The following is a 13,142-nucleotide window of genomic DNA, read 5'->3' as shown; positions in this document are numbered from 1 at the left end:
TCGGGCCAATTAAGTCCGATTCAGGCCTAGGTCTCGGAAAAATAGCTCTGCAACGTGCGAACCTCAAGGTCCCCGCCCAAATAGGCGCGGATGCCCTGCGCGGCCGCCACGGCGCCCGAAAGAGTGGTGTAATATGGCACTTTATGCAAGAGGGCAGCGCGCCGCAGCGACCGGCTATCGGCCAGGGCTTGCGGTCCCTCGGTCGTGTTGAACACCAGTTGCACCTCGCCATTGGTGATGGCGTCCACGATGTGCGGCCGGCCCTCCAGAACCTTGTTGATCTTCTCGGCCGGAACGCCGCTGTCGGACAAATAGCGTTGCGTCCCCGACGTCGCCATCACCCTGAAACCCACCGAGGACAACAGCTTCACCGTTTCAAGAATGCGCATTTTGTCGGTCTCGCGAACCGAGACGAACACCGTGCCCTTGCGCGGCAGCCGCGTGCCGCCGCCGAGCTGGCTCTTGGCAAAGGCGATCTCGAACGAGCGGTCGATGCCCATTACCTCGCCGGTCGATTTCATTTCCGGACCGAGCACGGTATCGACGCCGGGGAAGCGCGCAAAGGGGAAGACCGATTCCTTGACGCCGACATGGCCGAGCTTCTGCGGCTTGAGCTTGAAGGAGGCCAGCTTCTCGCCGGCCATGATCCGCGCCGCGATCTTGGCGACGGGAAGGCCGACCACCTTGGCGACGAACGGCACCGTGCGCGAGGCGCGGGGGTTCACTTCAAGCACGTAGATATCGCCGTCCTTGATGGCGTATTGCACATTCATCAGGCCGATGACATCGAGTCCGAGTGCGAGCTCGCGGGTCTGCCGCTCCAGCTCAGTGATGGTGGCAGCATCGAGCGAGCGCGGCGGCAGCGAGCAGGCCGAGTCGCCGGAGTGAATGCCAGCTTCCTCGATATGCTCCATGATGCCGACGACGTAGGTATCCTTGCCGTCGCAGAGGCAATCGACATCGATCTCGGTAGCGTCGGACAAGTAGCGATCGAACAGCAGCGGGTTGGTGCCGAGCACGGTGTTGATCTGGCCGGTCTTGTCGTTCGGATAGCGCGCCTTGACGTCGGCGGGCACGAGCTCGGGCAGGGTGCCGAGCAGGTAGTCGCCGAGCTGGCTTTCCTCGCGGATGATCTGCATGGCGCGGCCGCCCAGCACATAGGACGGGCGCACCACCAGCGGCAGGCCGAGATCGGCCGCCACCAGCCGCGCCTGCTCCACCGAATAGGCGATGCCGTTTTTCGGCTGCTTCAGTTTCAGCCGGTCGAGGATGCGCTTGAAGCGGTCGCGGTCTTCCGCGAGATCGATGGCTTCGGGCGAGGTGCCGAGGATCGGCACATCGGCGGCCTCCAGCGCGCGTGCAAGTTTCAGCGGCGTCTGGCCGCCGAACTGCACGATCACGCCGTGCAGCGTTCCATTCTGCCGTTCGGTGTCGATGATCTCCAGCACGTCTTCTGCGGTCAGCGGCTCGAAGTAGAGACGGTCCGCAGTGTCGTAGTCGGTCGACACCGTTTCCGGATTGCAGTTGACCATAATGGTCTCAAAGCCGACGTCCGACAGCGCGAAGCAGGCATGGCAGCAGCAATAGTCGAACTCGATGCCCTGACCGATGCGGTTCGGGCCGCCGCCGAGAATGACGATCTTCTTCTTGTCTGATGGCGCGCTCTCGTCGGCAACCGTGCCTGCAAACGGCGACTCGTAGGTCGAATACATATAAGCAGTCGGCGAGGCGAACTCCGCGGCGCAGGTGTCGATGCGCTTGTAGGCCGGGCGCACGCCGAGCATGCGACGGAGCGTCTTGACCTCCGCCTCGGTCTTGCCCGCGAGCACCGCGAGCCGCGCGTCCGAGAAACCCATCGCCTTGAGCGTGCGCATACCGAAGGCGTTGCCCGGCAGGCCGTGGGCGCGGACCTTGTTCTCCATCTCGACGATGCCGCGCAGTTCGGCGAGAAACCACGGGTCGATCTTGCAGGAATTGAAGATTTCCTCGTCGCTCCAGCCGAGCCGCATCGCCTGCGCAAGCTGGAGTAGGCGATCGGGGGTCGGCGTGCCGAGCGCGGCGCGGATCGCGTTCTTGTCGTCGCCCTGACCGAGGCCATCGATATCGATTTCATCGAGGCCGGTGAGGCCGATTTCCAGCCCGCGCAGCGCCTTCTGGAGGCTTTCCTGAAAGGTGCGGCCGATCGCCATCACTTCGCCGACCGACTTCATCGATGTGGTCAGTGTGGTCGAGGCGCCCGGAAATTTTTCGAAGGCGAAACGCGGAATCTTGGTGACGACGTAGTCGATACTGGGCTCGAATGACGCCGGAGTCGCGCCGCCGGTGATGTCGTTGGCGATCTCGTCGAGCGTGTAGCCGACCGCGAGTTTTGCCGCGACCTTGGCGATCGGGAAACCCGTCGCCTTCGATGCCAGCGCCGAGGAGCGCGATACGCGCGGATTCATTTCGATCACGACCATGCGGCCGTCCACCGGGTTGACCCCGAACTGCACATTGGAGCCGCCGGTCTCGACGCCGATCTCGCGCAGCACCGCCAGCGAGGCGTCGCGCATGATCTGGTATTCCTTGTCGGTCAGCGTCAGCGCTGGCGCCACCGTGATGGAGTCGCCTGTGTGCACACCCATCGGGTCGAGGTTCTCGATCGAGCAGACGATGATGCAGTTGTCCTTCTTGTCGCGGACCACCTCCATCTCGTACTCTTTCCAGCCGAGCACGCTCTCTTCGATCAGCACCTCGTTCGTCGGGGAGGCGTCGAGGCCGCGCTCGATGATGTCGAGAAATTCGTCGCGCGTGTAGGCGATGCCGCCGCCGGTTCCGCCCATGGTGAAGGAGGGGCGGATGATTGCAGGCAGGCCGATCTCCGACAGCGCCATCAGCGCTTCCGCCATCGCCTGCTGCTGGTAGCGCTTGCGGCGGTCGTTCTCGCCGAGCGTCCATTGCCGCTCATGCGCCGTTAGTGCATCGCCGGAGAGGGTTTCCTTTTTGGTCAGATATTCGTCGCGGTATTGCTTCTTCAGCGCCGAGGCATTGGCGAGGCGGGATTTCGGCGTCGCGAGGCCGATCCTGGTCATGGCCTCGCGGAACAGCTGCCGGTCCTCGGCCTTGTCGATGGCATCAGCCGTTGCGCCGATCATCTCGACGTTGAACTGGTCGAGCGTGCCCAGTCTGCGGAGGGACAGCGCGCAATTCAGTGCGGTCTGACCCCCCATGGTCGGCAGCAGCGCGAAACCGCCTGGGACGACATGGCGTTCCTTTTCGATAATCCTGGCCACGATTTCCGGGGTGATCGGCTCGATATAGGTGGCGTCGGCGAGCTCGGGATCGGTCATGATCGTCGCCGGGTTGGAATTGACCAGGACGACCCGGTAGCCTTCCTCCTTCAGCGCCTTCACCGCCTGGGTGCCGGAATAGTCGAATTCGCAGGCCTGTCCGATGACAATTGGGCCGGCGCCTATAATGAGAATGGTCGAGATGTCGGTGCGTTTAGGCATTAAGTCCCGGGACTGGAAACTGGGCACAAAAAAAGGGCGCGCATGCCGCGCGTCCCTTGAGCAAGAGCGCGATCTTCGCGCGCGGGCTGTCTTTAGACCAGATTTCCGCGGTGGGGAAGGATTATGAGGGTTTCATCAACCGGCAATTCCCGGTTTGGCGGCGCAAAAAGTTCTTTCGAGGCAGTCTGTTCCCCTCGGGGAGGCGATCCGGGGGGCTGCCGCCAAACCCGGCAAGCGAATGTCAAATTCAGAACTCCACTAGAACTTAAAGACCCCTGCCGCGACGGAATGCAAATGTTAGAATCCGACCACTAGTTTTGGAGCTTTTATGGCTGGTTTGGCACAAGCTGCAACCAATCTGGTGACGAAGCAAAGCTCGCACCCTTTTGAGATCACGCTCGATCATCTCGAAGCGGCGGTGAAGGACAACGGTCTGAAGGTCTTTACGCGCCTCGATCACGCCGCTGCGGCAAAGGCCGTCGGTCTTGAGATGCCGCCGGCGACGGTTCTGGTGGTCGGTAGCCCACAGGGCGGAACGCCGCTATTTCTTCAGCATCCCATGTTGGCTATCGATTTGCCGCTGAAAATGCTGGTCTGGCAGGATCAGGCCGGCAAGGTCTATGTCAGCTATAACGACGCGGCGCACATATCGGCTGTTTTTTTCCGCCACGGGTTCGATGCGCAGAGCGATAAGCTCCATGCTGCAGCGAAGGGACTTGAGAGCAAGCTGGCCGCTGCGACTGATGCGGCGATCGGGTAGTCCTCAAGACGGAGGAATTTGGAGGCCCAGCCTGGACTTGAACCAGGATAAAAAGCTTTGCACAGCTCCCGCGTCGAACTTCCGCCACCGGGCCTCGGGCATATTTGCAGATATCCCCGGCGGGTCGAGCGATTGCTCACTGTAACGTTAATTGTAACTTCGGGGCATGAGCTGCGGCGATGTGCTATCTCCGTGTCATGCGGGTTTAGCTTAGTGGCAAAGCAGCGGCTTCCAGGTCGTAGACCGATGTTCGATTCATCGAATCCGCTCCATCACAATCACGGCCGCGGTCCTCTGCGGCCGTTATGATTCGTCGCGCCGTCACGATGCGTGCAGCTTCCGGATCATTCGATTTCAATCGGCGCCGGCGCGAACGAGCACACGAAGTTGGTGAGGAACCCCGAAGATCCGGCACTGATTGCTCACGCCGCGTCTTGAAAATGCGGAGTCACAGAGGCTGCACTGGGGCAAAAATCCGACAGGGGCCTTCATCGCATATTCAGTAGCATTGCGATGAAATTCTGCTTTCCAAGTTCGAGGAGGAAAGCAACATGAAACTCTTGGCTTCCATCGCTTTCGCCGTCGGTCTCGGCATGGCGTCAGCGCAAGCGATGCCTGTCGCGCCGCTGCATGACGCTACAGGTTCTGTCACACAGGCCGGCTGGCGCTGCGGGCCCGGCTGGCACGTCAACGGCTGGGGGCGCTGCGTGCCTAGCAGACGCTTCTATGGCGCGTGGGGTTATTATGGCCCGCGGCGGTTTCACCGTCACTGGCATCACCGTCACTGGCACCATCGTCACTGGCGTCGTTGGTAAGACGGCCGGAACGAGCCCGCACTTCGTGGGCTTTTTTCTTTGCGGTGAAAAACGTCCACGCTGTTTTCGGGAGGCTGCGATTGGCCGCAGCATCCGTCACGTCGAAAGTTTGTGTCGGGGAGAAGGATTGGAGGCCCAGCCTGGACTTGAACCAGGATAAAAAGCTTTGCACAGCTCCCGCGTAGGACTTCCGCCACCGGGCCGTCGGTAATATTTCGCAACAATTGGCGGGTCGCGAGTCTTAACGCCGCTTAACCTTAACCGGTTGGCCTCCGACCGGTTGCTTCAATTTGCCTATCTTGCGGCATCCGCGTTGCGGCTGCGCTCGAAGGCGTGCCGCGCCACAAATGTCATGCGCGACGGGTTATGGCCGATATTCACCGGCTCCCGTGTCGCCGTGAATCCCGCGGCGGCGAGCTTGGCCAGCATCTCGGCCTCGCTGTAACGTTGCAGCCCGATCCTGGTGCGGAGTTGCCGATAGTCGGACAGAGCCGTGCGGGCCAGCCCCAACAGTGCGTCTTTCACGAAGCCATGCTTTGCCGCGAAGCGAAGCAGTGCGATCACGTCGCCGGACATTCCCACATTCGGCTGCAGGATGTCGCCCAGCACCAGACGGCCAGCCGGCTTGAGTAACCGGCGAACGATGGTAAAGGCGGCATCGAGTTCGTCCGGCGTCATGTATTGTGCGACCGAGTTCATCACCGCCAGATCGACCGACTTCTCGTCCACGTGCCGGAGTTCGTCCAGCGAGCGCACCCGGATTTTTGTGTTGGGTGCGAACCGCGCGACCAGCCGGCCGCGAACGCCGGGCGCGGGCTCCGCGAGGATCAGCCGGCCGCACGCATCGGCCACCGTTTCAGCCGAGAGCGCTTCGCCACAGGCATAATCCAGTACGACCGATTCCTTCGACGAGACGTAGCCGACGATGTCCCGGGCGATGGTCTCGAAATGGACGTCGCGGTGCAGCTTGCTGACGTAAATCGTGTGCGTGGAATCGTAGTAGTCGATCCAGTCATTCATGACGTGTCTGTTATCTTTGTTCCCTTGCTGGAACCCGTTTTATAGCGGCGCGTTGAAGGCGGGTAGAGGGTATCAGGCCGAGAATCGGGTCCCCGGATAGCCAGACGATAGCCGTAACCAAGCACTAAGAGGAGATGATATGTCCAAATCCGACCAGCCGACAGTCACCCGCAAACAGCTCATCGAAGGTCTCAACGAAGACCTGTCGCGCGAGTATCAGGCGATCATCGCCTATGTGAATTATTCCCAGGTTCTCAAGGGCGCGGAATACATGAATATCGCGGACGAACTGGCGGTCCATGCCGGTGAAGAACTCGAGCATGCGCTCAAGGTCGCCAATCATATCGATTATCTCGGCGGCATGCCCTCGGTGACGCCGAAGCCGGTCAAGACGTCGGAGAAGGCGGAAGACATGCTGAAGTTCGATCTGGCGAACGAGAAGGAAACGATCCGCCAATATCGGCGCAGGGTGCGGCAGGCGGATGAGCTGAATGAATTCGCAATCGCAGAAAGCCTACGCGGCATTCTTGTCGAAGAGCAGGATCATCTGATCGCGCTTGCTACCGCGCTCGGCATCGATCCACCGGATGCCGGCATTGCCGACTGAAGCAAGCATGGCAGCGGATCGTCCGCCGGAGCTGTCATCGGGCCGGCAAGCCGGACCCGTTGGCGAACGATGACGCCTGATTGCGAGCAGACCTACGCCCGCTTGTTCTCGCGCATCAGATCCGCGAAGCGCTTGAACAAATAGTGCGAGTCGCGTGGACCCGGCGAAGCCTCCGGATGATATTGGACGGAGAACACCGGCTTGCCCTCCAGCTCGATGCCGCAGTTGGAGCCGTCGAACAGCGAGACGTGGGTCTGCTTCGCGCCTTTCGGCAGCGTCGCCTCGTCCACGGCAAAACCGTGATTCATCGAGGTGATCTCCACCTTGCCGGTGGTCTCGTCCCTGACCGGATGATTGGCGCCGTGATGACCCTGATGCATCTTCTTTGTTTTTGCGCCGACAGCGAGACCGAGCATCTGGTGGCCCAGGCAGATGCCGAAGGTCGGCATCCCCGACTCGATCACTTTTCGGATCATCGGCACCGCGTATTTGCCGGTCTCGGCGGGATCACCGGGGCCGTTCGACAGAAACACTCCGTCCGGCTTCATCGCCAGAATGTCGTCCGCCGAAGTGGTCGCCGGTACCACTGTAATTTTGCAGCCTTCACCGGCGAGCAGGCGCAGGATGTTGCGCTTGATGCCATAGTCGACGGCGACGACGTTGAATTCGGGCTTGTCCTGCCGGCCAAATCCATTGCCCCACGCCCACGGAGTCTCGTCCCAGGTGTAGCGCTGGCTGGATGTCACCATCGGCACGAGGTCCATGCCTTCCAGGCCCGGCCACTCGCGCGCCTCCTCTTTCAATCCGTGCAGATCGAACCGCCCGTCCTTCGCGTGCGCGACCACCGCGTTGGGCATGCCCTTGGTGCGGATCAGCGCGGTCAGCGCGCGGGTGTCGATGCCCGAGATGCCGATGATGCCGCGTGCCTTCAGCCAGGCGTCGAGGTGTTTGGCGGCGCGGTAGTTCGAAGGATCGGTGATAGCGCTGCGCAGGATGACGCCGCGCGCGCCCGGCGTCGCCGCCATGTTCACCGTTTCGATGTCTTCGTCGTTGGTGCCGACATTTCCAATGTGAGGAAATGTGAAGGTGATGAGCTGCCCGGCGTAGGAGGGATCGGTGAGGATTTCCTCGTAGCCGGTCATCGCGGTGTTGAAGCAGACCTCGCCGACCGCCTGTCCTTCCGCGCCGAGACCGAAGCCTTCGAGCACCATGCCGTCGGCGAGCACGAGAAGCGCGGTCGGCTTGAGGTCCGGCCAGGCTGAGGTGTTTTCCGATGTGGTCATGAGCGCATGACATACCCCGGCTACCGCACCGCGTCAAACTCCGGTTGTCTCGCGCGCAAACGCGGCTTACATCAGGCCCGAGATGACCGGCGGTGTTTCATACCGCAAGGGGAGATTGCCGATGCTGCGCGATGACATCAACAACGCCGTCAAGGAGGCGATGAAGGCCAAGGACGATCGCAAGCTCTCCACGCTGCGCATGGTCAACTCCACCATCAAGAATGCCGACATCGAGGCGCGCGGGCAGGGCAAGCCGCCGCTGTCGGACGGCGATCTGCTTGGCGTCCTGCAAAAGATGATCAAGCAGCGCCAGGAGTCGGTCGAACTCTACGAGAAGGGCAACCGTGAGGAACTGGCTGCACAGGAGCGCGCGGAAATTCTCGTGATCTCCGGCTACCTGCCGAAGCAGATGTCCGATGCCGATGTGAAGGCCGCCGTCGCTGCCATCATTGCCGAGACCGGCGCCGCCGGTATCAAGGACATGGGCAAGGTGATCGGCGCGCTGAAAGCCAAATACGCCGGGCAGATGGATTTCGGCAAGGCCAGCGGCGTGGTGAAGGCCGCGTTGACGGGATGATGGTCAGGCGCCGGAGCCGGCTTTGCGCCGAGCGAACTGGCGTACGAAATCCAAGACTTGGTGAAACTGAAACTCGCCGCGTACGAATGCCAGCGCATCGTCGCGTTCCCTGACAGACTGCCGATGACCGCGACAAGCAAGGCGCCGTGCCGCGAGTCGCGTGCGCTCGGCTAAATTGGTTCCAGTCCCTCGGAGAAATAGTTCGGTTCCTGCCCGCGGAACTAGGTCTGAACCCCTGCGTTGTCGCCCCATCACACAGGAGGCGACTATGGGCATTGGACGTGGACTTCTTCTCTGGCTGATCGGGATTCCGATCCCGCTGATCATTCTTCTCGCCATCTTCATGCACCATTAAGCGGAGGAGAAGAAATATGAGCATCGGCACAATCATTCTGATTATTCTCATTATCGCGTTGCTCGGCGGCTTCAGCGGCATCGGCGGCGGGCCGTTTTACGGCACCGGCTATTATGGCGGTGGCGGCCTCGGGCTGGTGATCATCATCCTGCTCATCCTGCTCCTGATGGGACGCATCTAGGTTACTCAAAACGAAAAAGGCCCCGGATATCCGGGGCCTTTTCAGTTCGTGGATTTTCAATCTTCGGTGTGGGCGCGACCATTATCCCGGCGGCTTGATTCCAAGCTTTTTGAGCGCCGCCAACATGCGCGCGGGCGAAACGGCCGCGGACACGCTCCTGAAGTTCGACGGCGAAGCCAGAGAAATATTGCCGGCTGAACTCCGCTCTGGTCAGAGCCTGCCACACCTTGTCCGGCGTGGAGGCGATGTAGATCGTGTAGACGAAGGTGGGTTTGAACGCGCTGATATCGATCATGAGGGACTCTAAGCGTAAGACGATTGCGGTGTGATCAGCGCCGTCTCGATCTCGCGCAGCATTCGCGTCAGCCGATCCGCCCATTGCGTCTGTTCGGCCTCATCGGCAATCAAATCCTGCCTGATCTCGATGCCGGTGTTCATCAGCCCGCGCGCCTCGCCATGCACCGGAATGGTGTAGTCGGTTAAGTCGCTCACCGCATAAGGTTTGTTGTCGCCGACCACGAGATCGCCCTCGTCACGCAGCAGCGACAGCAAAAGGTGCGGCAGAACCGTGCTGCGATGGTAGAGCGTGCCGATATGCCATGGCCGCGCTATTCCGGCATAGACCGGCGTGAAACTGTGCAGCGAAATCAGCACGGTTGGGCGGTCTTGCGCCAGCCGGCCATCGATCGCCTCTTTGATCCGGCGATGGTACGGCTCGAAGATCGCGCGCCTCCGGGCGTCGGCCTCGGCCTGTGAAATAGCCTCGTTGCCCGGAATGACGGTGGCTTCGCTGACTGACGGAATCGAACTTGCGACATCCGGCGGGCGGTTGCAGTCGATCACCAGTCGCGAATAGCGCTGCGCGATCAGATGCGCATCCAGTGCCTTCGAAACACGTTCGGCGACGCCGGCAATCCCGATGTCCCACGCGATATGCCGCTGCCGCTCGCTTTCCGGCAAGCCGAGATCGCGGAGCGCGTCGGGAATTAGGCGTCCATAGTGGTCGCAGGTCAGCAGGAAGGGCGAGGCGCCGGAGACATTGCGCTCGATGACGGGCGGTTCATGCAGGGTGATGATTGCCGGCTGCGCATCAAGGGCTGTCATACCGCGCGCGCCAATCGAATATCCACCTCGCGCTCCACATAAGTCCATTCGTCGGTCGCGCGCAGGACGCCGACGAGGTCTTCGAACATCGTTGCGTGTTCCGGCGCGTATTCGAACCAGGTCAGGAAATCGAATGGCTCCCCGAGATCGCGGCAGTGATAGAGCTGTCGCGCGATGGCGGGCAGGTATTTGAGGCTGGCGGCGATATGGTGCGACTTGTCCTCGAAGATTTTCCGCCGTTCTTCCTGCGTCAGCTCCCACCATGCGGCCGACTTCTTGATGGGGATCAGCGCCGCGCGGGTCGCCTCCGTGCGCCCCAGCCCGGCCTGCGCCGAGGTCAGCGCATTTTTCTCGGCGCGTTCGACGTAGCGCACGTGGCTGGCGACGCCGCGAAGCTGCCATGGCGTCGCGGACGCGTCGCCCAGCGAGACGCTCGGCGCGATCCCCAGATGAGACGCCGGTACGAGGCTTTCGCCGATGACGGGAGCAATGGACAGGATATTCCAGGCGCCGGTGTCGCCGCCGGTGAAGACTGTGAACGTCATTTCACTTCCGGTGTCTGTGGACAGGTGGGGAAAGCAGGGGATATGTTTGAGAACAAATATAGTACAATATTAAAAAGTGCCTAGCTGATTCGCATGGGTGGCGGCAGGCAGTTATACCCGCCGCCGAGATTGAGTGAGACGGCGCATGCGTTTCCCGCCCAGCTTTATTGATGAGGTCAAGGCGCGCCTTCCGGTTTCGGAAGTCGTGGGCCGGCGCGTGAAGCTGAAGCGGGCGGGCCGCGAATTCAAGGGGCTGTCGCCGTTTCAGCAGGAAAAGACGCCGTCGTTCACAGTGAACGACCAGAAACAATTCTACCACGACTTCTCCACCGGCAAGCACGGCAACATCTTCGACTTCGTGATGGAAACCGAAGGCGTTTCCTTTCCCGAAGCGGTCGAGCGGCTGGCGTCGATGGCGGGGCTTCCACTCCCGCGCAACTCAAGGGAAGAGGAGCAGCGCGAGCAGCGGCAGAAATCCCTGTTCGAGGTGATGGACCTCGCGACCAAGTTCTTCGAGCAGAATCTCGCTTCGCGTGACGGCGCGCAAGCGCGGGGCTATCTGTCGGACCGCGCAATAGCGGCGTCCAGTATCGTCGAATTCCGGATCGGCTACGCCGCCGCAGATCGCTTCGCATTGAAGGAATATCTCGGCGCGAAGGGCATCCCGGTGGAGGACATGATCGAAGCCGGTCTGTTGATCGCCGGCGACGATATTCCTGTTCCTTATGATCGCTTTCGCGACCGGATCATCATTCCGATTCACGACCAGCGCGGCCGCGTCATTGGATTCGGCGGCCGCGCTCTCAAGAAGGACGTGCAGCCCAAATATCTGAATTCGCCGGAAACCTCGATCTTTCACAAAGGCTCGATCGTTTTCAACTTTCATCGCGCGCGCCAGCCGGCTCACGAGGCCAATTCGGTCGTTGCCGTGGAAGGATACATGGACGCCATCGCGGTCTATCAGGCGGGGATCAAGGCCGTGGTTGCCACGATGGGGACCGCGTTCACGGAAGAGCAGATCGCCACGCTATGGCGGCTGTCTCCCGAACCTGTCGTCTGCTTCGATTCCGATCGCGCGGGCATCGCCGCGGCCAATCGATCCGTCGACCGCATCTTGCCCTTGCTACGCGTCGGCAAGACGTTCCGCTTCGTGTTCATGGACGAGCAGAAAGACCCCGACGACCTGATCCGGGAAAAGGGCGTCGAGGCGTTCAGAAGCGTTCTGTCCGGCTCCCTGCCGCTGTGGGACGTGCTTTGGCATCGCGAGACGGATGGTCAGGATGTTCGGACTCCCGACAGACAAGCTGCGTTGGAACAGAAGCTCTATGCGCTGGTGCGGACGATTCAGGACCAGGCCGTCAACACGGCTTTCTTTAGAACCTCCCGGATGCAACTCGCCAACCTGTTCTGGCAAGTCAACCGGCGGCCGGCCCGCAATTACAAGGAAGCGGACTCCAGATTAAATCCAAAACTCAAGTTTGACGGAGAAGGGCAGCGTTCGGGACTGCAAAAGACCGTTCTCGGGATGCTCGTACAATATCCTGACCTGCTCGAGGACAAGCGCGATGCCGTCTTGCGACTGCAATTTCCTGATTTATTCGATCAATTTCTGTCGCATCTGTTTCAGTTACTGGTGACGGAAGCGAAGCTGTCGGTCTCGGTGATCTGGGACAAGCTTGGCGAAGAATTTTATGACGTGCTGCAAACTGTCCACGGCAAAGCCGGCGCCGGCAAAGAGCGGGGGCATCGACTGTTCGAGCGCTTTCCGATCTTAAGTCGCGATCCGCCGCCCGATTTTGTCTCCGATTGCCTGGATCACTTCATCAAAATTCTGCACTGGCATGAGTTGGAAGATGATATCCAGAGAGCCAGGCTCGACGCCGGGCAGGGAGACGAATCTGCCGTCGCGCGACTGTTGTGTCTGGTTCGAGAAGGTCACGCCGAACAGGAAAGCATCAGCGCTGAGGGCGTGACGTTGTCGGAGCGGGCGGAAGATATCATTCGCATCTGGGCGCCACAGAGCGGGACGATGCACCTTGCCGCGTGAGCAGGGCTGGTTCTCGCGGAACGGACGAATCAGGCCCCCAACTTGGCCATTCCCCGGCGGCGAAGGAAACTGTTGTGCCGCCGCTGGCTGGGCCGGGCGGGGCAGGGCAGGGCAGCTATCGGGCAGGAAGCGGATCCGGCGACCGGGTCCGTAAAGAACGGAAATTGGATCGAATTCAGCGGCTTCGAGCGCCTCCCGCGACGTTTTCGGTCGCCCGATACCGGCCGATCGGCTTGCATCGTCCGGCGGCGCTTCTTACTTAGGGAATTACCTTACGGAGGCCCTCCTGCCCAAGGTCGACGGCGCCCAGGCCGGAACCGGGTGAGAAATCGGAGTGTCTGAAGCAAAATTGATACG

General features: G+C 61.1%; 11 protein-coding genes, 3 tRNA genes and 1 pseudogene. 7 read left to right on the top strand and 8 right to left on the bottom strand.

Annotated elements, in window-relative coordinates:
- Window positions 1–26 precede the first annotated feature (26 nt).
- The gene (carB, locus tag ACSZOQ_RS12200) at window positions 27–3,491 is read right to left on the bottom strand and encodes a carbamoyl-phosphate synthase large subunit (protein WP_439922775.1); all 3,465 of its coding nucleotides are present in this window, start codon (window positions 3,489–3,491) and stop codon (window positions 27–29) included.
- A 328-nt stretch (window positions 3,492–3,819) separates the two neighbouring features.
- On the opposite strand from carB, the gene ACSZOQ_RS12195 reads away from it, so the two are divergent.
- Window positions 3,820–4,251, top strand: a complete 432-nt coding sequence (locus ACSZOQ_RS12195) for a DUF302 domain-containing protein (RefSeq protein ID WP_439922774.1) — start codon at window positions 3,820–3,822, stop codon at window positions 4,249–4,251.
- A gap of 19 nt (window positions 4,252–4,270) precedes the next feature.
- Here the strand turns inward: ACSZOQ_RS12195 and ACSZOQ_RS12190 are convergent.
- Window positions 4,271–4,345: transfer RNA gene (locus ACSZOQ_RS12190), tRNA-OTHER, on the bottom strand.
- A gap of 105 nt (window positions 4,346–4,450) precedes the next feature.
- Between ACSZOQ_RS12190 and ACSZOQ_RS12185 the strand changes: the two genes are divergently transcribed.
- Window positions 4,451–4,523, top strand: a tRNA-OTHER gene (locus tag ACSZOQ_RS12185).
- Window positions 4,524–4,802: 279 nt separating this feature from the next.
- Entirely contained in the window at window positions 4,803–5,066 is a 264-nt protein-coding gene (locus ACSZOQ_RS12180; RefSeq protein WP_439922773.1) for a GCG_CRPN prefix-to-repeats domain-containing protein, read from the top strand.
- Window positions 5,067–5,194: 128 nt separating this feature from the next.
- Here the strand turns inward: ACSZOQ_RS12180 and ACSZOQ_RS12175 are convergent.
- Together ACSZOQ_RS12175 and ACSZOQ_RS12170 are read right to left on the bottom strand one after the other, a co-directional pair.
- Window positions 5,195–5,269 (bottom strand) — tRNA-OTHER (locus ACSZOQ_RS12175).
- Window positions 5,270–5,360: 91 nt separating this feature from the next.
- Window positions 5,361–6,086: a class I SAM-dependent methyltransferase gene (locus ACSZOQ_RS12170; protein WP_439922772.1), complete on the bottom strand. Its 726-nt coding sequence runs from the start codon at window positions 6,084–6,086 to the stop codon at window positions 5,361–5,363.
- Between the two features lie 139 nt (window positions 6,087–6,225).
- On the opposite strand from ACSZOQ_RS12170, the gene ACSZOQ_RS12165 reads away from it, so the two are divergent.
- Entirely contained in the window at window positions 6,226–6,693 is a 468-nt protein-coding gene (locus ACSZOQ_RS12165) for a ferritin-like domain-containing protein (RefSeq protein ID WP_439922771.1), read from the top strand.
- A gap of 92 nt (window positions 6,694–6,785) precedes the next feature.
- Here ACSZOQ_RS12165 and carA read toward each other — a convergent pair whose 3' ends face one another.
- A complete protein-coding gene (carA, locus tag ACSZOQ_RS12160; protein WP_439922770.1) occupies window positions 6,786–7,976 on the bottom strand; it encodes a glutamine-hydrolyzing carbamoyl-phosphate synthase small subunit in 1,191 nt (396 codons plus the stop codon).
- A gap of 121 nt (window positions 7,977–8,097) precedes the next feature.
- Here carA and ACSZOQ_RS12155 point away from each other — a divergent pair, with 121 nt between their 5' ends.
- Together ACSZOQ_RS12155 and ACSZOQ_RS12150 are read left to right on the top strand one after the other, a co-directional pair.
- Window positions 8,098–8,553, top strand: a complete 456-nt coding sequence (locus ACSZOQ_RS12155) for a GatB/YqeY domain-containing protein (protein ID WP_439922769.1) — start codon at window positions 8,098–8,100, stop codon at window positions 8,551–8,553.
- A 371-nt stretch (window positions 8,554–8,924) separates the two neighbouring features.
- Window positions 8,925–9,089, top strand: a complete 165-nt coding sequence (locus ACSZOQ_RS12150; RefSeq protein WP_074117325.1) for a DUF3309 family protein — start codon at window positions 8,925–8,927, stop codon at window positions 9,087–9,089.
- A 136-nt stretch (window positions 9,090–9,225) separates the two neighbouring features.
- Here the strand turns inward: ACSZOQ_RS12150 and ACSZOQ_RS12145 are convergent.
- From ACSZOQ_RS12145 to ACSZOQ_RS12135, 3 genes and pseudogenes are all read right to left on the bottom strand, one after another.
- Window positions 9,226–9,381, bottom strand: a pseudogene (locus ACSZOQ_RS12145) (SRPBCC family protein); the annotation flags it as partial.
- An 11-nt stretch (window positions 9,382–9,392) separates the two neighbouring features.
- A complete protein-coding gene (locus tag ACSZOQ_RS12140; protein ID WP_439922768.1) occupies window positions 9,393–10,193 on the bottom strand; it encodes an N-formylglutamate amidohydrolase in 801 nt (266 codons plus the stop codon).
- Window positions 10,190–10,738 (bottom strand): chlorite dismutase family protein, encoded by a 549-nt coding sequence (locus ACSZOQ_RS12135; protein ID WP_439922767.1) that lies wholly within the window; start codon window positions 10,736–10,738, stop codon window positions 10,190–10,192. The genes ACSZOQ_RS12140 and ACSZOQ_RS12135 overlap by 4 nt, the downstream gene beginning before the upstream one ends.
- Window positions 10,739–10,883: 145 nt before the next feature.
- On the opposite strand from ACSZOQ_RS12135, the gene dnaG reads away from it, so the two are divergent.
- Window positions 10,884–12,785, top strand: a complete 1,902-nt coding sequence (dnaG, locus tag ACSZOQ_RS12130) for a DNA primase (protein WP_439922766.1) — start codon at window positions 10,884–10,886, stop codon at window positions 12,783–12,785.
- Window positions 12,786–13,142 lie beyond the last annotated feature (357 nt).

It is taken from the genome of Nitrobacter sp. JJSN (assembly GCF_051912485.1).
Classification (GTDB): domain Bacteria; phylum Pseudomonadota; class Alphaproteobacteria; order Rhizobiales; family Xanthobacteraceae; genus Nitrobacter.
Note: the sequence above shows the minus strand (reverse complement) of the source record. Positions and strands in the feature narration are given on the sequence as shown.